17 protein-coding genes are annotated in these 18,615 nt (G+C 57.5%); 10 read left to right on the top strand and 7 right to left on the bottom strand.

Annotated features, from left to right (window positions below; all coding sequences use genetic code 11):
• Positions 1-49 precede the first annotated feature (49 nt).
• On the bottom strand, positions 50-577 hold the full coding sequence (locus OKX01_RS15450; RefSeq protein WP_108728583.1) for a DUF2478 domain-containing protein: 528 nt from the start codon (positions 575-577) through the stop codon (positions 50-52).
• 341 nt (positions 578-918) lie between these two features.
• Here OKX01_RS15450 and OKX01_RS15445 point away from each other — a divergent pair, with 341 nt between their 5' ends.
• A complete protein-coding gene (locus OKX01_RS15445) occupies positions 919-1,668 on the top strand; it encodes an IclR family transcriptional regulator (protein WP_094197673.1) in 750 nt (249 codons plus the stop codon).
• 487 nt (positions 1,669-2,155) lie between these two features.
• Here OKX01_RS15445 and OKX01_RS15440 read toward each other — a convergent pair whose 3' ends face one another.
• The 3 genes from OKX01_RS15440 to OKX01_RS15430 are packed head-to-tail and all read right to left on the bottom strand — an operon-like array spanning position 2,156 to position 5,090.
• Positions 2,156-2,908 (bottom strand): enoyl-CoA hydratase/isomerase family protein, encoded by a 753-nt coding sequence (locus OKX01_RS15440; protein ID WP_230019256.1) that lies wholly within the window; start codon positions 2,906-2,908, stop codon positions 2,156-2,158.
• Positions 2,905-4,056 carry a CaiB/BaiF CoA transferase family protein gene (locus OKX01_RS15435; RefSeq protein ID WP_264672035.1) on the bottom strand — a complete coding sequence of 384 codons (1,152 nt, stop codon included), beginning with the start codon at positions 4,054-4,056 and terminating at the stop codon, positions 2,905-2,907. Before OKX01_RS15435 ends, OKX01_RS15440 begins: the two co-directional genes overlap by 4 nt.
• A gap of 47 nt (positions 4,057-4,103) precedes the next feature.
• On the bottom strand, positions 4,104-5,090 hold the full coding sequence (locus tag OKX01_RS15430; RefSeq protein ID WP_123050194.1) for an MDR family oxidoreductase: 987 nt from the start codon (positions 5,088-5,090) through the stop codon (positions 4,104-4,106).
• Positions 5,091-5,431: 341 nt separating this feature from the next.
• Between OKX01_RS15430 and OKX01_RS15425 the strand changes: the two genes are divergently transcribed.
• The 4 genes from OKX01_RS15425 to OKX01_RS15410 are packed head-to-tail and all read left to right on the top strand — an operon-like array spanning position 5,432 to position 9,979.
• Complete coding sequence (locus OKX01_RS15425) at positions 5,432-6,430, top strand: Bug family tripartite tricarboxylate transporter substrate binding protein (protein WP_108728586.1); 999 nt, start codon at positions 5,432-5,434, stop codon at positions 6,428-6,430.
• Positions 6,431-6,464: 34 nt separating this feature from the next.
• A complete protein-coding gene (locus tag OKX01_RS15420) occupies positions 6,465-8,567 on the top strand; it encodes an acetate--CoA ligase family protein (RefSeq protein WP_264672034.1) in 2,103 nt (700 codons plus the stop codon).
• 43 nt (positions 8,568-8,610) lie between these two features.
• On the top strand, positions 8,611-9,363 hold the full coding sequence (locus tag OKX01_RS15415; RefSeq protein ID WP_094197667.1) for an enoyl-CoA hydratase/isomerase family protein: 753 nt from the start codon (positions 8,611-8,613) through the stop codon (positions 9,361-9,363).
• Positions 9,364-9,418: 55 nt separating this feature from the next.
• Positions 9,419-9,979, top strand: coding sequence for a cysteine dioxygenase (locus OKX01_RS15410; RefSeq protein ID WP_230019253.1), 561 nt, complete (start codon positions 9,419-9,421; stop codon positions 9,977-9,979).
• A gap of 29 nt (positions 9,980-10,008) precedes the next feature.
• On the opposite strand, the gene OKX01_RS15405 is transcribed toward OKX01_RS15410, so the two are convergent.
• Positions 10,009-10,494, bottom strand: coding sequence for a YbaK/EbsC family protein (locus tag OKX01_RS15405; protein ID WP_264672033.1), 486 nt, complete (start codon positions 10,492-10,494; stop codon positions 10,009-10,011).
• 117 nt (positions 10,495-10,611) lie between these two features.
• Here OKX01_RS15405 and OKX01_RS15400 point away from each other — a divergent pair, with 117 nt between their 5' ends.
• Both OKX01_RS15400 and OKX01_RS15395 read left to right on the top strand, forming a co-directional pair.
• Positions 10,612-11,031: a DUF411 domain-containing protein gene (locus OKX01_RS15400; RefSeq protein WP_108728589.1), complete on the top strand. Its 420-nt coding sequence runs from the start codon at positions 10,612-10,614 to the stop codon at positions 11,029-11,031.
• Positions 11,032-11,147: 116 nt separating this feature from the next.
• A complete protein-coding gene (locus tag OKX01_RS15395) occupies positions 11,148-11,531 on the top strand; it encodes a DUF4168 domain-containing protein (protein ID WP_230019252.1) in 384 nt (127 codons plus the stop codon).
• A gap of 149 nt (positions 11,532-11,680) precedes the next feature.
• Here the strand turns inward: OKX01_RS15395 and OKX01_RS15390 are convergent, their stop codons facing one another.
• Positions 11,681-12,775: a metal-dependent hydrolase gene (locus OKX01_RS15390; protein ID WP_264672032.1), complete on the bottom strand. Its 1,095-nt coding sequence runs from the start codon at positions 12,773-12,775 to the stop codon at positions 11,681-11,683.
• Positions 12,776-12,989: 214 nt separating this feature from the next.
• On the opposite strand from OKX01_RS15390, the gene OKX01_RS15385 reads away from it, so the two are divergent.
• Both OKX01_RS15385 and OKX01_RS15380 read left to right on the top strand, forming a co-directional pair.
• Complete coding sequence (locus OKX01_RS15385) at positions 12,990-13,997, top strand: rhodanese-related sulfurtransferase (protein WP_094198427.1); 1,008 nt, start codon at positions 12,990-12,992, stop codon at positions 13,995-13,997.
• Positions 13,998-14,145: 148 nt separating this feature from the next.
• Positions 14,146-14,829, top strand: coding sequence for a glutathione S-transferase (locus tag OKX01_RS15380; RefSeq protein WP_094197662.1), 684 nt, complete (start codon positions 14,146-14,148; stop codon positions 14,827-14,829).
• Positions 14,830-15,097: 268 nt separating this feature from the next.
• Here OKX01_RS15380 and OKX01_RS15375 read toward each other — a convergent pair whose 3' ends face one another.
• Positions 15,098-16,489 (bottom strand): dicarboxylate/amino acid:cation symporter, encoded by a 1,392-nt coding sequence (locus tag OKX01_RS15375; protein ID WP_264672031.1) that lies wholly within the window; start codon positions 16,487-16,489, stop codon positions 15,098-15,100.
• Positions 16,490-16,756: 267 nt separating this feature from the next.
• On the opposite strand from OKX01_RS15375, the gene OKX01_RS15370 reads away from it, so the two are divergent.
• The gene (locus OKX01_RS15370) at positions 16,757-18,613 is read left to right on the top strand and encodes a sensor histidine kinase (RefSeq protein ID WP_234354338.1); all 1,857 of its coding nucleotides are present in this window, start codon (positions 16,757-16,759) and stop codon (positions 18,611-18,613) included.
• The last annotated feature ends 2 nt before the right edge of the window (positions 18,614-18,615 follow it).

Genomic DNA, 18,615 nt, shown 5'->3' with positions numbered 1-18,615 from the left:
TTGGGTGGCTTTGCAGGTTCTGTGAGGGCAATCGTGTCAGGTGGCCGATTCAGGCTGCCTGACGGCTACTCTCGAACCAGTTCCACAGTGCCTGGCGCTCTGGCGCCAGCTCCACGGCCAGCCCACCCGTAAACTCACGCCAGGCAGGCAAATAGGTGTGGGCGACCACGGTCAACACCGGGTAGCCTTGGTCGATCAAGGCCATGATTTCATTGTTAAAACCCTGGCCGTCTGCTTCCATGATGCCAAAGCGATTCACAATCACCAGATCGGCAGGGCTTTCCAGCGCCTGCCGCAGCACTTCGCTGGCTTCCAGCAAGGCGCCAATATCCAGACAGCAAGCCGTGGATTCCGAACCCAGGTTCTGGGTGATGGGATAGAGCGTGCCCTTGTCCAGATCCTGCACGGTGCGCAGGCTATGACCTTCCTTCTGGATTTCCGGGCCTTGCACCAGACCACAGACGCGGTAGTTTTTCGCGCGCAACTCCTGCACGAATTCCAGCAGCAAGGCGTCGGCACTGCCTTTGCCTGCATGCACGATGGCCGCAAGGGCAAAGGGCGTAGAAGGGGTGTCCATCGGGGTTGGGCTCCAGGCGACTGTTGAGTTTATGGATTAAAGACACGTTGTACACGCTTTTAGTAATCGCTGGGAAGCGGCAAGTGGGCCTGGGTTTGCTGCCGCACTGCATGGGCCTAGACGGGTATTCAGACTGAAGTACGTTCAACACTGATGATCCTGATACCTGAATATCATGACCTGTTCCGGCTGGTGTTCGCCCATGTCAGGGGCACTGAAGAATAAGTATGGCCAGGGCTGCTTGCTTGTTTCGATTTTGAATCAGTCTTGTCACCACCAAGGGCCTAGGCCCGGTTCCATGAGACAATTCATGCACTTTTAGTGATTGATGGGATATTCGATTGGACAAGACTTTTGTTAAGGGCCTGGTGCTCCTGGAAGCCCTGGCCAAGCACGAACGAGGCTCGGGTGTGACCGAGCTGGCCAATCAACTGATGCTCAATAAAAGCAATGTGCATCGACTGTTGCAGGCGCTGGTTCACCAGGGCTTTGCGCGCAAGAACGAAGACACCGGGCGCTACGAGCTGACCATGAAACTGTGGGAGTTGGGCTCGGGCTTGGCCAATCGGCTGGATGTACGCGTGGAGGCTTTGCCCTTCATGAAAGAGCTGGCCGAGCAAACCCAGGAAACAGTGCATTTGTCGCTGCTTGATGGGGTCGAGGTGCTGTATATCGAAAAGATCGACAGCCCGCAGCCTGTGCGTGCCTACACCACTGTGGGCGGACGCTCGCCTGCGCAATGTGTGGCAACGGGCAAAGCGATGTTGGCCTGGGCCAGTGAAGATACCTTGAATCTGATCAAGAACCGTCTCAAACCTTATACGCCGCGTAGCCTGGTCAAGTTTGGTGATTTGCGCCGTGAACTGGAACAAGTGCGCGAACAGGGGTATGCGATTAACCGGGGCGAGTGGCGTGAGCAGGTCGTGGGTGCGGCTGCACCTATTTACGACAGTCGGGCAATGGTGGTGGCGGCGTTGGGCATTTCCGGGCCTGCCGAGCGCCTGGAAGAAGCGCGACTGATTCAGGCCGGTAAAACCTTGATGACGGCAGCGGCGCAGATCTCGCGCCGCTTGGGTTATAGCGGTCGCTAAACCGTTATAGAAGACAGGTTCCGGGTTGGATGAAACAGCCCGGATTTGAACTGCTGTTAAAACTTGGATGGCTTCGCCCATGTTTTGTCGCCGGGCCGCCCCAAGACAAAAACTCCCCCTTGGGGGGCAGCAAGCCGAAGGCGTAGCGTGGGGGCTTTTTTTGTCGCCGGGCCGCCCCAAGGCAAAAACTCCCCCTCGGGGGGCAGCAAGCCGAAGGCGTAGCGTGGGGGCTTTTTTTGTCGCCGGGCCGCCCCAAGGCAAAAACTCCCCCTCGGGGGGCAGCAAGCCGAAGGCGTAGCGTGGGGGCTTTTTTTGTCGCCGGGCCGCCCCAAGGCAAAAACTCCCCCTTGGGGGGCAGCAAGCCGAAGGCGCAGCGTGGGGGCTTTTTTTGTCGCCGGGCCGCCCCAAGACAAAAACTCCCCCTCGGGGGGCAGCAAGCCGAAGGCGTAGCGTGGGGGCTTTTTTTGGGGCCGTTCAATATTAGCGTTCAAGACTTTGCGGCCTGCCTGAAGGCCGCGATTCTTTCCTTGATGCCGGGTGCGGAAGCCGAGCGCACCAAGGCTGCCATATCCCGATCAGCCTGTTGTGGGCAACCCGTTAACTGATGCAGATAGGTGCGACTGCTCGCGTCCAGCAAGCCTGCTGTTTGTTGAGCTTGCTCGATGACCGCAGGCCACGCGTCGGACTCTTGCGTGTCGTCAATAAATCCCAGTTGTTTTGCTGTGGCAGCATCAAAAACCTGGCTTCCTGCCAAAAGTTGATGAGCCTGCTGACCGCCGATCAGGGCCGCCAGTCTGCCAGTTCCCAAGGCTAGCCCAAACTGCAGTCCAGGCATGCGAAAGCGCGCGTCCGCGCTGGCCACGCGCTGACGGCAGACAGCAATCAAATCCACGCCTGCGCCGAAGTTTTGCCCATGCGCCAGGGCCAGGGTGGCGCACGGTGTGTGGGCCAGCCTCTGCAAGAGGGTTTCGATGCGGATAAAGCGCAGCACCAGATCCCCCTCGCTTTGCTGCTCGTAGTCGCTGAAGTCAAAACCGGCACTGAAGTTACGGCCTTCACCGCGCAAGATCAGCAGATCGGCCTGGGCCTGTTCTGCGGCCTGCACGGCCGCGATCAGGGCTTCGACTAGCTCGGCCGACAAGGCATTGCGTTTGTCGGGCCGATTCAGTGTCAAGGTCCAGACTTTGCCCGCGCAGTCCACGTTCAGGCTGGGGCTGCGGCTGCAATACGGCGCTGTCATGGGGTGACTCCGTGCAAGATGCTGTCGTTATGTTCGCCCAGCGCGGGGGGGGGCAGACGGACGGGCAAGCCCACCCCATTGATACGCAGGGGCGAGATAAAGCTGCGGGTGTCCGTATCCGTACCCGGCAGGCGAATGTTTTGCACCCATTCCATATGTTCGACCTGCGGGTCGCGCAAGACGTCGGAATAGCGGTTGATGGGGCTGCAGGGTACGCCTTGGGCACGGAATTGGGCCAGCCAATGTTCGCAGTCGTGCTGCACAAAAATGGCTTCCAGCAATTCACGCAAGGCGTCTTGATGTTTGGCGCGCAGGGTGGTGTTGGTAAAGCGTTCATCCTCGGTCAGATCCGGGCGTTCAACAACCTGACAGACGGAGCGCCACAGCGCATCGTTGCCTGCGGCCATGGCGAAGTAGCCGCCTTTGCACTGGAAGGCCTGGTAGGGGGCATTGCGTGGGTGGGCGGAGCCTAGCTTGTCCGGGTCGCGGCCACTGCCGAAATACTCCGAGGTTTGCAATGCAGCGATGGCTAGTGTGGTCCCCAGCATGGGTACGTCTATATGCGCGCCCTGGCCGGTGGCACGAGCTTGTGGCAAGGCGGCGCTGATGGCAAAAGCCGCATATAAACCGGCAGCAAAATCGGCCAATGGGACCCCGCATTTAACCGGGGCACCGCCTGCCTCGCCAGTGACGCTCATCACCCCGCTCATGGCCTGAATCGTCAGATCGAAACCGCCTTCTTGCGAGCGTGGGCCGCTTTGTCCATAGGCGGAAATGGAGCAGTACAGCAGTCTGGGGTTAATAGCTTTCAGACTCTCGTAGTCCAGTCCTAAACGTTGCATGACGCCGGGCCGGTTGTTCTCCAGCAAGACATCGGCATTCAGCACCAGTTGGCGTGCCTTGGCCACATCGTCAGGGTTTTTCAGATCCAGCGTCACCGAGCGCTTGTTGCGGTTTAGCGAAGCAAAGTTCTCGCTGTAGCCCTGGTTGATGGGCGGCCAGCTTCGTAAGGTGTCTCCCCCTTTGGGGTGTTCGATTTTGATGACGTCAGCCCCCATATCGGCCAACAACATACCGCAGTACGGGCCAGCGGCCACATTGCAAAATTCCAGTATCCGAACCCCGTTCAGGGGCAATGTCGTATCCATGAATCAGCTCCAGAGCGTGATATAGGTAGATGGGGGCCGACAGGGCCTTAGGCGTTCACATCAACCACGATGCGGCCGCGTACTTTGCCCTCCAGTAGCTGACTGGCCTGATCAATGGCTTGGGACAGGGCGATGGTGCTGGCACCGATGCGCTCCAGGGCCTCGATGGACAAATGCTTGGCCAGCAAATCCCAGGCTGCCAGACGCTCGGGTTTGGGGCAATGGACGCTGTCCACACCGATCAATTGCACGCCGCGCAAAATGAAGGGGGCCACAGAAGCGGGGAAGTCCATGCCCTGGGCCAGACCGCAGGCGGCCACTGCGCCCAGGTATTGCGTGCCTGCGCAGACATTGGCCAGGGTGTGGCTACCCACGCTGTCAATGGCTCCAGCCCAGCGTTCCTTGCCCAGCGGTTTACCAGGTTCGCTTAAGGTATTGCGGTCCACAATCTCGTTGGCGCCCAGGGCCTTCAGATAGCTTTCTTCCTGAGGACGGCCTGTGCTGGCCATCACGGTGTAGCCCAAAGCATGCAGCAGGGCCACGCTGACACTGCCTACGCCACCGGCGGCACCCGTCACCAGAATGGGGCCTTTGTCGGGTGTCACGCCTTGGCGTTGCAAGGCACGCACGCACAGGGCAGCGGTGTAGCCGGCGGTACCAATCATCATGGCTTGCTGGGTGGAGAAGGCTTCGGGCAGCGGAATCAGCCAATCGCCTTTCACGCGGGCCAACTGTGCCAGACCGCCCCAATGCACTTCGCCCACGCCCCAGCCGTTCAGCACCACTTTTTGGCCGGCGTTGAAATTCGGATCGCTGCTGTCGGTGACCGTACCGGCAAAGTCGATGCCGGGCACCATGGGGAACTGGCGCACCACGGGGGACTTACCCGTCATGGCCAGGCCGTCTTTGAAGTTCAAGGTGGAGTAGTCGATGCGAACCGTGACCGAGCCGTCGGGTAGAGCAGATTCGTCCAGGGATTGCAGGCTGGCCTTGTATTGGCCGTCGGTTTTGTCGATGACGATGGCAGAGAACATGAATGAATTCCTTCGATCAGTTAAAGGGTGGTGTTCTGATATTTGGAACGGCGTTCTTAAAAATGACGTAAAAAATCGGTGTTTTCATTGTATCTAGAAGTGCGTTGCGGTCAAGCCCAACGCGACATGATGATTGAACTGGGGAAATCCCGGAGGGGATTAATAGTTGACACTTGAAATCAAATCTCCCACTATTTGAACCGTTGTCCTCAGTTGCTTGTGTTGTTGCTGTCTGTTGTACTCGCGCCGTTTTCACGGCATTTTTAAGATCAAAAACAAGAACAGCGTTCTATATAGTGGAACAATAAGAGAGAAAAACTCTCACACAGGAGGCAAGGATCATGTCTAATTCTTTTTTTTCGCGTACAGGGTTTTTACGCACAATGCTGGTTTCGGGACTGGTGGCAGTGAGCAGCTTTTCTGCCCCGGCGGCCATCGCGGCCGATACCTATCCCAGCCGTGAAGTCACTTTTGTGGTTCCCTATCCCCCCGGCGGCAATAGCGACAATCTGGCGCGCGTGTTTGCCGACCGTTTGCGCGTCAAGCTAGGCGTTCCCATCGTCATTGAGAATCGACCCGGTGGCACGACGTCGATTGGGACTTCCATCGTAGGTCGTGCCAAACCTGATGGCTATACCTTGTTGCTGGCCACCAGCACGGCTTTTACGGTGCTGCCCTATATACGCGATGTGCCGTATGACCCAGTCCAGGGCTTTGAGTTTATCGGCAGCCTGGCGGGTTATCTGCCCATCATGACGGTCCGTAATGACTTGCCTGTCTCCAATCTGAAAGAGTTTGTTGAGTTGGCGCGCAAAGAGCCTGGAACCTTGACCTTTGGCTCTGCAGGCATTGCGTCGGGAGGTCATTTGGCCGGCGAGATCTTGAAAAATTCGCAAAAACTGGATCTATTGCACGTCCCCTTCAAGGGTTCAGCGGACACCATGACGGCCTTGCTGGGCAAGCATGTTGATTTTTTTATTGATGGTGTCGGGCTGGAACTGGTGAAAAGTGGTAAAGCCAAGGCCTTGGTCACGTATGCCAGTGTGCGCCACCCCGAATTGCCAGATGTGCCCACTCCCGGTGAAGAGGGTTTTGAGCTCGCTTTGCCTTTTGAAGGCTTCTGGGGGCTGGCTGCGCCCGCCGGCACGCCCGAGCCGGTCATACAGAAATTGGCCAAAGCCACGGAAGAAATCCTGGCCGAGCCGCAAACCCAGGAGCGTTTTCATCGCATCAGTGTCAGCGCCAGCTGGAAAGATGGGCAAGCCTATGCCAAAGATCTGGAAAAAAGCCGCGCCTATTACCGCGAGCTCCTTAAGACCATCAAGATGAGCGATGAGTAAACGCTCACAGAACCCCCAACAGGAGAAACATGGGATGGAGACCGTCACTTGCGTCAGCACACTGGACGCGTTGCTGGACCCGGCATCCATAGCCTTGGTCGGCGCCTCGGAGGATCAGTCCAAGTTTGGTGGGCGACTGTTTCGCATGTTGCTCAAGCACGGTTATGGCGGCAAGGTCCTACCCATCAATCCCAGCCGCAGCAGTCTGTTTGGTTTGCCTGCTGTGCCCGGTCTGGCTGCGCTGGACAGTGCTCCGGATCTGGCCGTGTTTACGGTGGGAGCCGATACCGTTCTGGAGCAGGCACAGATTGCGGCCCAAATGGGGGTGCGCGGTCTGCTGGTGATCTCTGCAGGTTTTGCCGATGCAGGCGAGCGAGGGCTGGAGCGTGAGCAAGCCTTGCTGCGTATCTGTCGTGACTCGGGCATGCGCCTGATCGGCCCTAATTGTTTGGGCATGATCAGTCCCAGCCGCAATCTGGTGCTGTGTTCTTCGCCGGTGCTGGACAGAGACAGTCTGCCGGAGCGGCCTATTGGTTTTGTCAGCCAAAGCGGTGCCTTGATGACCACGTATTTTGATCGGGCATGGGCGATGGGTGGCGGCTTTACCTATGGCTTCTCGGTGGGCAATCAGGCGGACCTGGACCTGTGCGACTTTGTGGACTTCCTGATTGATGATCCCCAGACGCAGGTGATCTGTACCTATATAGAGGGCATTAAAGATACCCAGGCTTTGCGTCGTACGGCTCGCCGGGCTCAAGCCGCAGGCAAGCCCTGGCTGGCCGTCAAGGCCGGGCGCTCCAGTGCGGGCAAGGCGGCCGCCTTTTCGCATACCGCCAGCGTAGCGGGGGACCATGATGTGTTTGCCAGTGTCTGCCGCGATGAAGGCATCAGCCTGATGGACGATATGGGAGCCATGCTTTTGTTGGCAAACAGCATGGTGCGCTTTACCAGCAACAAGATTTCCAAGGTCGCGATTGTGACACCGTCAGGTGGTGGAGGGGCCTTGGCTGCCGATGCCTTGGCAGACCACGGCGTGGAGCTGTCCAACTTTTCTGCTTCTACCAAGCATGCTCTGGCTGCCCACTACCCGTCCGGGCAGGCGGATAACCCGGTGGATTTGGGAGCGCGTCTGACTCAGGACTCCACCGAGGTAGCCCGCGCCACCTTGGATGCCTTGATGCAGGATCAGCAAAGCGATGCGGTATTGATTACGGCCTCCATGTGTCCGCAGGAATGGATGGCGGCTCTGATTGAAAAAATCATCCACCCTGAACCGCACTGGGCCAAGCCGGTCATGGTGGCGTTTGATGCGGGTGCAACGTCCGAGCCTTTGCGGCAGAAGCTGGCCCAGCACGGCCATGCGTATGCCAGCTCCAGTCTGGAAGCAGCCTTGGCCTTGTCGGCCTGGAAACGTCATGGGCAGTTTGTGCCGCGTCAGGCGGCTTTGCGCCCCAGCGCTTGCCAGGCTCCTACCGTGATGCCGCGTGGTGTCCTTAATGAAGACCAGTCCAAGCGCTTGCTGGCGCATTACGGCTTGCCGGTGAATCTGGGCCAAGTGTGCGAGGACGTGGAACAGGCCGTGGCGCAGGCCGAGCAGATGGGCTATCCGGTGGTGATGAAGATTGTCTCTCCCGACATCGTCCATAAAACCGAAGCGGGCGGGGTGGCGCTGGATGTGGCCGACGAGGCCAGCTTGCGACGTGATTTTGCCCGGCTCTACGCGAATGCCAAAGCCTATAAAGCGGATGCCCGTCTGGAAGGTGTTTTGGTGCAGGCCATGGCCAAGGGCGATGTGGAATTGCTGATCGGCGCGCGCCAGGATGCGCAGTTTGGCCCGGTGGTGGTGTTTGGTGCGGGCGGCATTCTGGTGGAAATGTTGTCAGACCGGGTCATTGCGGCCGCACCGCTAACCTTGGCTGATGCGGACCGGCTCTTGTCCACCTTGATGATCGACAAATTGTTGAAGGGGTACCGGGGGCGCATGCTGGATCGGGCCGGTGTGCTCGATGCGATTGTGCGTGTCAGCTTTCTGGCCCACGACTTGCGCGATACCGAGTTTGAACTGGATATCAACCCATTGATCGTGGCGGCCACCCGTTGTCATGCTGTCGATGCCCGCCTGTCCATAGGCACATAAAACCAATACTTATTCTTTGAAAAATACCCAGGAGGAGTCAACCATGTCGGATTATCAGTGCATTCTTGTAGAAAACCACGATGACGGTGTTTCCATCTTTACGATCAATCGACCTGATCGCCGCAATGCCTTGAGCGCCACCGTGGTCAAGGAATTACAGCAGGCTTTTCTGGCCTTTGATGAAGATCCCACACGCCGCGTAGCCGTGCTGACCGGGGCAGGTAACGATGCCTTTTCAGCCGGTGCTGACGTCAATGAGTGGCCCGAATTGTGGCGTGCTATTCCCACGGTAGGCTTTGAAACCGACAAGCCCATTATTGCGGCCGTCAGTGGCTGGTGCGTGGGTGGGGCCTTGGTGATGGCCATGATGACGGACTTGCTGGTAGCTTCCGAGAGTGCCAAGTTTTCTTACCCTGAAGCCAAGCTGGGCTTTACGGGGGGCATCATTTCCGGGCTGGCCTCGCGCATTCCCCATCACGCTGCCATGGAAGTGATCTTGTTGTGTCGCACTCTGGAAGCCCGTCGTGCCTACGATCTGGGCTTTGCCAATGAGGTGGTGCCGGTCGGGGAGCACGTCCAGGCGGCGGTGCGCATGGCGCAGGATCTGGCCAAGATGTCGCCGCGCGTGCTGCAAACCTTGAAGCGCTTTATCAATAATGAGGTGCTCACGCGTGGTCCGTCCGAGCAAATGGCGCGTACCATGCGACACCTGAAAGCGATCGAGGATAGTTATGATGCCAAGGAAGGGATGAACGCGTTCAAAGAAAAACGCGCCCCGGTGTATCTGAACAAATAAGAATTGATTCACGCATTGGGCCGCAAGGCCCAGTCAACGATGGAGACATCCCCGTATGCACCCCCGTTTTGAGCGCTTTATCCAAGGGATGAATGAACTGACGGCCCGCCCTGCGGTGGGCGAGGCGGATATCTTGCGTGATGGCCGCGTTTTGCTGGGCGAGCTGGTGGCCCAGGACGACTGGCTGGCCCCGGAGTACACCCAGCCTCATCCGCAGTTCTATCAGCAGTACTTGCTGTATTGCTGTCCGCAGGAACGCTTTTCCGTGGTCAGCTTTGTGTGGGGCCCCGGCCAGAAAACGCCTATCCACGACCATACGGTGTGGGGCTTGATTGGCATGTTGCGTGGCGCCGAACGTTCCCGGCCTTTTGATCGTGATCCCGATACCGGCCATATGACAGAAGAAGAGACACAGATTCTGGAGCCGGGCGTGGTGGAAGTGGTGTCACCCACGGTGGGCGATATACACGAGGTCTCCAATGTGTATGACGACCAGGTGTCCATCAGCATTCACGTTTATGGCGCGGATATCGGCAAGGTACGCCGCCATGTGTTTGACCCGCAGACCGGGCAGGCCAAGGAGTTTATCTCCGGCTATGCCAACCGGCCTGCATAAGTCTAGGTCCTGCCCAGGGGCTTGCCCCCTCAGGATGCCTGTTCAAGCATGACAGGTGGCTGGGTCACATCAATCCATTGTGCGCTGGTCAGCTCGGCCAGGCGTTGTGGGGTGATGCGTACCGCAGAATTAATAGAACCTGCTGCAGGCAGCACTGTGTCGTAGTCCTGCAAGGACAGGTCGCAGTAGATCTCCAGCGGGGTGGCCAGACCAAAGGGGCAGACCCCGCCGACAGGGTGGCCCGTCAAGGCTTCGGTGCTTTCCAGGTCCAGCATTTTCACACGCGTACCAAAGGCATTGCGCAGCTTCTTGTTGTCCAGGCGGGCATCACCGCGAGCGACCAGCAAGACCACTTTATCGCCTGCTTTCAGACTCAGTGTTTTGGCAATCTGCCCAGGTTCGACTTGGTGCACTCGCGCGGCCAGCACCACGGTGGCGGTGCTTTCGGTGGTTTCAATCACCTGCAGATCGGCAGCGTGTTCGTTAAAGAACTGTTTGACGGAATCAAGACTCATAGCGGATCGGGAAGGATTAGTGTGTTTTGTTAAACTTTTTTGCGAGTGCCTAGTCTTAGCCAAGTGCATCAGAGTGTCAACCAGAGCGCCGTGGCGCTGCAAAACAGGAATGTAATTGTGATTAAACCTTTATTGTTGACGGCCAGTTTGATGGTCTTTAGTTCCGTGGCATTGGCACAGGGGCCCGCTATTACGATGTACCAGGATCCGAACTGTGGTTGTTGTGGGGGGTGGGCACAGCACATGCGCGATGAGGGCTTTGAGGTCAAAGAGGTCAAGGTCGTGAAGATTCAAGACGTGAAGCGGCTTTTTAAAGTCCCGGAGGACCTGGCGTCTTGCCATACAGCGATGATTGAGGAGACGGGCCAACTGATTGAAGGCCATGTGCCCGCCAAGGTCGTCAAACGCATGATGAACGATGGCAGTGTGCGTGGAGTGGCCGCGCCTGGCATGCCTGTCAATTCACCCGGCATGGGCCAGATGGATGGCAATTTAGTTACCGTGGACTTTGACGGGCGTCCTTACTCGCGCGACTGAAAACTGTAACGGGACAGGTGGCATGCAGATACACGAAACTACATAGCGAAACTTGTAAGCGGCCGCCGCACTTGTCATGATGACCATTCATTGACTCTGTTCAGGAGGTTCTATCCATGCAGCCCTCAATTAAAGCTTTTCTTGCTGCTACCGCAGTCGCATTTGGCATGTACAGCCCTTTTGCGATGGCCCAGGGCAATGCGGCTCCGGCCAACTCGGCAGCCCCTGCGGCTACCCAGATCGTTAAACCTACGGATTCTCAACTGGAGCAATATGCGCGCACCTACAAGAAGGTAGCCCAGACCGCTTCGGAATATCAGCCGCGTCTGGATGCGGCCAAAAGTGATGCAGAGCGCCAATCCATCGTGCAGGAGGCCGACCAGCGTTTGGTGGGTGTGGTGACTGCCAATGGTATGGATCTGGCCGATTACAACGGGATCAGTCTGGCTATTCAACAGGACCCGGCCTTGCGCCAGCGAGTTGAAGGGATGATCAAGTAAGGTTTTTGATCCTCGGGTTTGACAGAGCACCGAGTGTCATTGTGTAGTGACCGTAGTGGGTAAATGTAAACCCCCAGGCCCTGAAAAGGCTTGGGGGTTTTTTTTGACCGTCCCCAGCGTGGGTGCTGGGCTCAGTCTAGGCATCCGGCTTATGGAAAATCCGCTTGGGCGCGTGGAATAGGGACGCCGGCATCAATGCGTTTGGCCCATTCTTGTAATGGCAGCGGCGGGACCGGCTCCCAGATACGGCGCAAAACGGGTTTGAGCAACGCGATATCGTGGCCACTGGCCCAGCGATATGGAATCACCGGCAGCCAGGTATCGTTGGCAATGCGTTCAGCGACGACAAAGCGAAAACTATATTGGCCAGGGCCCATGCTCATGCGTATATCGCTGACCACCAGCAGGTCATCGATGATGTCATAGCGCAGCCAATTGTCAGAGAACCAGCGCAGTTGCTCCAACTGCTTCAAGGGTGGGAACAAGCGGGTGTAGTCGCTGTGGACGGGCAGGCACAGGGATTCGTACTGATGGCCTTTGGGGGCACGCAGGCGATCGAGCAAACCCACAACGACTTCGCATTCCCGGTCTTGCGTATCGCGTACCAGTACACGCCAGAGCAGGATGTTCATGGGTTGAGCGGCTGAATACACCCGCTCAATGTCTACCTGCTGTTGTTTGAGTTGCTCTGTTGCCTGCTGCTCGGCCCAGAACTTGGCACCGACTGAGGCAGCCAGATACAGGCTACTCAAGAGCAAGGCCCAGGTGCAGGCCCGCACCGTGGCAGGCACTGGGCCGCGTATCAGGCCTATGACTGTGGCAATGAACAAGGCAAGGGTGTAGAGCGGGTCAATAATGAAGACGCTGGACCAGGTTGCCGGTGTGGCGGCCAATGGCCACAGCAGCTGTGTTCCGTAACTGGTAAAGGCATCGAGCAGAGGATGGGTAATCAAGGTCAGCCAGATTGCCAGTCCCAGCCGCCCGGCGCTGGCGCGTGCTTGTGGAAACAGCAGTCGCCACAAAATAGTGACCAGTATGGCTGCCGCGCTCAGCACGAATAACGAGTGCGAGAAACCGCGATGGCTGACCATCGCGGTAATGGGGTCGCCATATTGAATGAAGACATCCAGATCAGGCAGGGTGGCGATGATGGCACCGGATAGGACCGCCTTGCGGCCATACTGCCGCCCCAGTAGGGAGCCGCAGATGCTGGCACCGAGGACTGCTTGTGTTACGGAATCCATAGCTCTCGTGCAAAGTAAAACAGATACCGGGGCCAGATGCGGCCTGACGGCTTTAGCGTTATGATTTTAAAGTTGAATCCCCGGCGTGCCCCGTTTTTTTTTGACAGGCGTCAAAGGTCCAAGGGGTATCAGTGGCGTATAGTGTACGACGGCCTACGTTATCCTTGCGCCTGCGGGCTACGCCACCGCTTCTATCCAGAGAATTCGTTTACCTATGTCTACCTACCTGATCGCGGCTTTATATAAGTTCGTGGAATTGCCCGATTTCGCCCAAATGCGCGACCCCTTGTTTGCTTTTTGTGAGCAGCACGAGGTCAAAGGCACGCTGTTGCTGGCGCGCGAAGGGATTAACGGCACTATTGCCGGCCCTCAGGAGGGTATCCGTGCCGTCTTGGCGTATCTGAACTCCGATCCACGCATTGCTGGCCTGGTGCATAAAGAATCCTATGCCGACAAGGCACCGTTTTACCGCCTCAAGGTGAAGCTGAAAAAAGAGATTGTCACCTTGGGTGTGCCAGATCTGAAAACCGCCGAAATGGTGGGCGAGTATGTTGCCCCCGAAGACTGGAATGCCCTGATCAGCGATCCGGATGTAGTGGTGGTGGATACGCGTAACGATTACGAAGTGGGCATTGGCACCTTTAACCGCGCCATCAACCCCAAGACTCAAAGCTTTACCGAGTTTCCGCAGTGGGTAGCCGAACAGTCCAAGGAAGGGGGGGTTTTGCATGGCAAACCTCGCGTGGCCATGTTCTGCACGGGCGGCATCCGCTGTGAAAAATCCACGGCCTTCATGCGCTCGCAAGGCTTTGATCAGGTTTATCACCTGCAAGGCGGCATTCTGAAATATCTGGAAGACATTCCAGCCGCAGAAAGCCTGTGGGACGGCGACTGCTTTGTGTTCGATGAGCGCGTCTCGGTACGTCACGGTCTGGAACCCGGCGATTACGATTTCTGCCGTGCCTGCCGCATGCCCATCAACGAAGCAGAAAAAGCCTCGCCCCAGTTCGAGGAGGGCGTCAGTTGCCCTTACTGCCATGGCCATAGCTCTCCCGAGCAGGTCGAGCGTTTTCGTGAGCGCCAAAAGCAAGTGGCCCTGGCGCGCGAGCGTGAAGAGCGTCACATCGGCGTCAGCATGGACGAGCTGACCGAGCGCCGCGAAGCCGCCCGTCGCAAGGCCGAAGAGCAACGCCTGCTGGCTCAGCAAGGCAAGGACGCCTAGCCCTGATCGGGCAGCTGTGTTACCTCTACTAGCTTGATTCTGACGCTGCGTCGTTTATAGTCCGCCCTTCTGCTGAAGAAGGGCGCTTTGCATGAACGCTAGCGTGTTAAGTCCGTGCCCGCAGCACGGCTTTCTAATGGTATCGAGCATGTCCTTATCTGATCTGCCCATTTTGTATTCCTTTCGCCGTTGCCCCTATGCCATGCGGGCACGCTTGGCCATTGCAGCCAGCGGCGTTAGCTGCCAGTTGCGCGAAGTTGTACTGCGTGACAAACCCGAGGCCCTGCGTCTGGCCTCTCCCAAAGCCACCGTCCCCGTGCTGGTCTTGCCCGATGGTAAGGTCATTGATGAAAGCCTGGACATTATGCGTTGGGCTTTGAGCACTCACGATCCCAAACAGTATTTGCAGCCTGAGCAGGGCGATGCCCAGCAAATGTTGGCTCTGATTGCGGTCAATGATGGTCCATTCAAACGGCACCTGGATTGTTATAAATACCCGGATCGCCACACCGAGGACGAGCAATTTACGGATGCCGCCAGTTTCTCAGTCCTGCATCGGGGGCAGGCTAGTGAATGGCTGATGGACCTGAATGCCCGCATTGAGCAGCAGGCTTACCTGATGGGGCCGCGCCCTTGTCTGGCAGATGTGGCGATTGCGCCTTTTGTGCGGCAATTCGCACAAGTGGACAGGGCCTGGTTTGATGCGCAGCCTTGGACGGCACTCTCGACCTGGTTATTGAACTTTCAGTCCAGCCCCTTGTTCCTGAGCATTATGGATAAGTATCCTGCCTGGACGCCAGAAAGTGAGGTGGTGCGTTTTCCTGCTGTCTGACCATGCACTTCATCAGCCCGCTCAGTGCTGGCTTGAGCATGTGATGGCGATTGACTGGATGGCTGATCGAGTCATCGATGGTTGCGTTCAATGATTCAGAGCTAGACGTTCAGTGAAGATGAAAGGGCAGGGAAAGTGGCGTGAAATGGCTAAAGCAGGCAAGAATGAGCCGGTCAGAACAGTCAGCAGGAAGCCGTTTGTAAGAGCGGACAAACAAGAAAGGCCGGTTTTCAATTGAAAACCGGCCTTTTTTATTGATGTGCCCGGATCAGGCCGTAGCAGTAGCGCGTGGCTCGCTGGCCTCGTGTGCAGGAATCCCCACTTCACCATGTTGATGCAAGGTGACACTGGTATCCAGCGGAGGCAGTTCGCCATTCATGGCGCTGTTGAGCTGATCGGTATCCAGCTCGCCTTCCCAACGGGCGACCACAATGGTGGCAACGGCATTGCCCACCAGATTGGTCAGCGCACGGCATTCGGACATGAAGCGGTCAATGCCCAGGATCAGGGTCATACCGGCAATCGGTACCGCAGGCACCACGGACAGGGTGGCTGCCAGGGTAATGAAACCGGCCCCGGTTACACCGGCTGCTCCTTTGGAGCTGAGCATGGCAACCAGCAAGAGCAGAATCTGCTGCTGCAAGGTTAGTGGAATATCACATGCCTGGGCGATAAACAGGGCCGCCATGGTCATATAGATGTTGGTGCCGTCCAGATTGAAGGAGTAGCCGGTTGGCACAACCAGGCCCACCACCGACTTGGCACACCCGGCGCGCTCCATCTTCTGCATCAAGGTGGGCAACGCTGCTTCCGAGGAACTGGTGCCCAGCACCAGCAGCAATTCTTCGCGGATGTAACGAATCAGCTTGGTAATGGAAAAGCCGTTGTAGCGGGCAACCGCGCCCAGAATGATCAGCACAAAGAGCACGGAGGTGACGTAGAAGGTCACCACTAGCAGCGCCAGGCTGGAAACGGATTCAATGCCGTACTTGCCAATGGTGAAGGAGATGGCCCCGAAGGCGCCGATGGGGGCGGCTTTCATCAGGATGGACACCAGTTTGAAAATGGGTGTCATCAAGGCTTGCAGCAGTTTCAGCACGGGTTTGCCGTGATCGCCTACCGCCGCCAAGGCAATACCGAACAAGATCGCCACAAACAGCACCTGCAAGATGTCGCCGCCGGTAAAGGGGCTGATCAGGGTGGCCGGGATGATGTTCATCAAAAAGCCCGTCAATGTGCTGTCGTGGGCTTGCTGTACGTAGCCCTGAATGGAGCTGGGGTCCAGGGTGCTGGGATCAATGTGCATGCCACTTCCTGGCTGCACGATATTGCTGACCACCAAGCCTACAATCAGGGCCAGCGTGGAGAAGGTCAGAAAATAAATCATGGCCTTGCCCACCACACGACCGACTTTTTGCAAATCTGTCATGGCGGCAATGCCGGTGGCCACCGTCAGGAAAATAACGGGCGCAATAATCATCTTGATCAGCTTGATGAAGGCATCGCCCAAGGGCTTCATGCTCTCGCCCAGCGAGGGGTAGAAATGGCCCAGCAAAATCCCGATAGTGATGGCGATGATGACCTGCACGTACAAAATCCGATACCACTTGATTTTGATGATCTGCGGTACCGGACGGTCTCCTGTGCTTATATCCATCATGATGTCGTCTCCGTGACTTGATGTTGCCGACCTGGCAGTCGGCGGCTGGCCTGCTTGGAATTGTGTGTAGGCAGGCGGTTTACGCTCGCCGGAATCTTTGTTCCGGCCCATAAGCTCATGACTAAAGCAACATCCGTGCCAATCTGTGCTTAGCGGGGAAGTCAGCAAGCAAGCGGCTTGCAGGCAGGAGATTTGCCCGCTTGCTGCTAATGTGTGCGAAAATCCGCACAATCATTATTTTTTTTGGCGATATTTCGCACAAATTTCATGAATTCCAATCCAGTTTCTTCGGGCATGCGGCGGCGCTTCAGGCTTGAATGGTTGCTGTTGTTGAGCTTGGCCGTGGTGCTGGGACTGTTTGCCTTCTGGCGTTCGGCCGATTTGGGTACGGCCCGCCTGCTGACACAAAGCGAACAGCGGCTGGATTCCTTGATGCGCGGGAACGCGGGCTGGATCAGGACGATTCGCGATAAGTTCCGTACCTTGTCCTTTGCCCTGGCCCAGGACGAGGCCCTGCGCCAATATCTGATGGGCAATCCTGCTTATGGAGATGCCCAGGCGTTGAACCGCAAGTTCGAGCAGTTGGCTGAAGATACGGGTGCTCCCGTTCTGTACTTGCTGGATACGCACTCGCAGACGTTGGTGTCCAGTAACTGGCAGGCGCCCGACAGCTTTGTGGGGAATCATTACGGCTTTCGGCCTTACTTCACCAAAGCCTTGGAGCAAGGGCACGCCGAATATTTCGCCTTGGGGACTTCCAGCGGTAAGGCGGGTTTGTATATCTCCCGCATGGTGCCGGGCCAGGACGGCAAAGCCGTTGGCGTCGTTGTGATCAAGCTGGTGTTCGATCTGCTGGAAAAAGAATGGGAAGGTTATGGGGATCGCATGTTTGTCAGCGATCCAAACGGTGTGATCTTGTTAAGTGGTGAACCGGGCTGGCGTTTGCATAGCCTGGATCAAACCTCGGCCGAGCACTTGGCCAAGCTTCGGGCTAGCCAGCAGTTTGGTGATGAGCCGTTGAGGCCGGTGGGTTTGAGCATGTCGGATTCCGGCGAACGGGCCTCTTTCTGGAAACTGGGGCAGGAACGCTTTTTGCATGTGCAACAGCCGGTGGTGGGCAGCGATTGGACCTTGCACGCGATGGCACCGATGGATGCCGCCTTGCAAACGCAGGCGGTTCAATCTCGTTTGATGGTGATGGGGCTGTTATGTGCGGCGCTGGTTCTGGCGGCACTGGCGCTGCAACGCAATCAACAGCGACGCGAAGCTCAGGCACGCCAGGAGTTACTTCGTGATGCCCTGGAAGAAGCGGTGGAGTCTCGCACGGCCCAGTTGCAGGTGGCGCGTCGTCGCCTGGAGCAGGAGATGCAGGCTCTGCAAGAGGCTCGCTCGCGTGCCCGCGATCTGCGTGAACAATTGGAGCAGGCCGAGAAATTGTCCTTTCTGGGGCAGGTGACCGCCGGGGTCGCCCATGAGATCAATCAGCCCGTGGCGGCAATTGAGGTCTACGCCGACAACACCTTGCGTTTGCTGGAGCAGGGCCAGACGGAAACAGCGCGTCAAAACCTGTCCCGCATCCAGACGCTGACTCAGCGCATAGGCAGTATCACCTCTCAGCTGTGTCATTACGCCCGCAAGCCGCAAGAGCAGGAAGGTCCGGTACAAGTGCGCTCGGCCGTGGACAGTGCCTGGCAATTGCTGGAGCACCGGGCACGGGCCCAAGGGGTAGACCTGGAGCTGGAAGGTGTGAACGAATCTGTCCGTGTCTGGGCTCTGCCCGTACGCTTAGAACAGGTTCTGGTGAATTTATTGCGTAATGCGCTCGATGCTCTGGAAGGGAGCCGTCAGGGGCGCATTCGTATTGAAGTCATGAGCGAGCAGCAGCATGTGCGTATTGTGGTTTCCGACAACGGCCCCGGCCTGAGTCCGGACATCCGACAGCGTCTGTTTACCCCCTTTAGTTCCAGCCGTCGGCAAGGCCTGGGCTTGGGGCTGGTGATCGCGCACGATATTGTTGCGGCCCTGGGTGGCCGTTTGGAAGAGGGGCCTTCGCGCCTGGGGGGAGCCACATTTCATATCGTGCTGCGCAATGCCGATAGCAAGCTGGACCAGGGAGAGAGATAAGA

The organism is Alcaligenes sp. SMD-FA, from assembly GCF_025960365.1.
GTDB classification, from domain to species: Bacteria; Pseudomonadota; Gammaproteobacteria; order Burkholderiales; family Burkholderiaceae_B; genus Alcaligenes; species Alcaligenes aquatilis.
Note: the sequence above shows the minus strand (reverse complement) of the source record. Positions and strands in the feature narration are given on the sequence as shown.

Bases quoted from the DNA above. Each gene is read 5' to 3' on its own strand.
- OKX01_RS15450 (WP_108728583.1), bottom strand. From the start codon at position 577: ATGGACACCCCTTCTACGCCCTTTGCCCTTGCGGCCATCGTGCATGCA.
- OKX01_RS15440 (WP_230019256.1), bottom strand. From the start codon at position 2,908: ATGACAGCGCCGTATTGCAGCCGCAGCCCCAGCCTGAACGTGGACTGC.
- OKX01_RS15435 (WP_264672035.1), bottom strand. From the start codon at position 4,056: ATGGATACGACATTGCCCCTGAACGGGGTTCGGATACTGGAATTTTGC.
- OKX01_RS15430 (WP_123050194.1), bottom strand. From the start codon at position 5,090: ATGTTCTCTGCCATCGTCATCGACAAAACCGACGGCCAATACAAGGCC.
- OKX01_RS15425 (WP_108728586.1), top strand. From the start codon at position 5,432: ATGTCTAATTCTTTTTTTTCGCGTACAGGGTTTTTACGCACAATGCTG.
- OKX01_RS15420 (WP_264672034.1), top strand. From the start codon at position 6,465: ATGGAGACCGTCACTTGCGTCAGCACACTGGACGCGTTGCTGGACCCG.
- OKX01_RS15415 (WP_094197667.1), top strand. From the start codon at position 8,611: ATGTCGGATTATCAGTGCATTCTTGTAGAAAACCACGATGACGGTGTT.
- OKX01_RS15410 (WP_230019253.1), top strand. From the start codon at position 9,419: ATGCACCCCCGTTTTGAGCGCTTTATCCAAGGGATGAATGAACTGACG.
- OKX01_RS15405 (WP_264672033.1), bottom strand. From the start codon at position 10,494: ATGAGTCTTGATTCCGTCAAACAGTTCTTTAACGAACACGCTGCCGAT.
- OKX01_RS15395 (WP_230019252.1), top strand. From the start codon at position 11,148: ATGCAGCCCTCAATTAAAGCTTTTCTTGCTGCTACCGCAGTCGCATTT.
- OKX01_RS15390 (WP_264672032.1), bottom strand. From the start codon at position 12,775: ATGGATTCCGTAACACAAGCAGTCCTCGGTGCCAGCATCTGCGGCTCC.
- OKX01_RS15385 (WP_094198427.1), top strand. From the start codon at position 12,990: ATGTCTACCTACCTGATCGCGGCTTTATATAAGTTCGTGGAATTGCCC.
- OKX01_RS15380 (WP_094197662.1), top strand. From the start codon at position 14,146: ATGTCCTTATCTGATCTGCCCATTTTGTATTCCTTTCGCCGTTGCCCC.
- OKX01_RS15375 (WP_264672031.1), bottom strand. From the start codon at position 16,489: ATGATGGATATAAGCACAGGAGACCGTCCGGTACCGCAGATCATCAAA.
- OKX01_RS15370 (WP_234354338.1), top strand. From the start codon at position 16,757: ATGAATTCCAATCCAGTTTCTTCGGGCATGCGGCGGCGCTTCAGGCTT.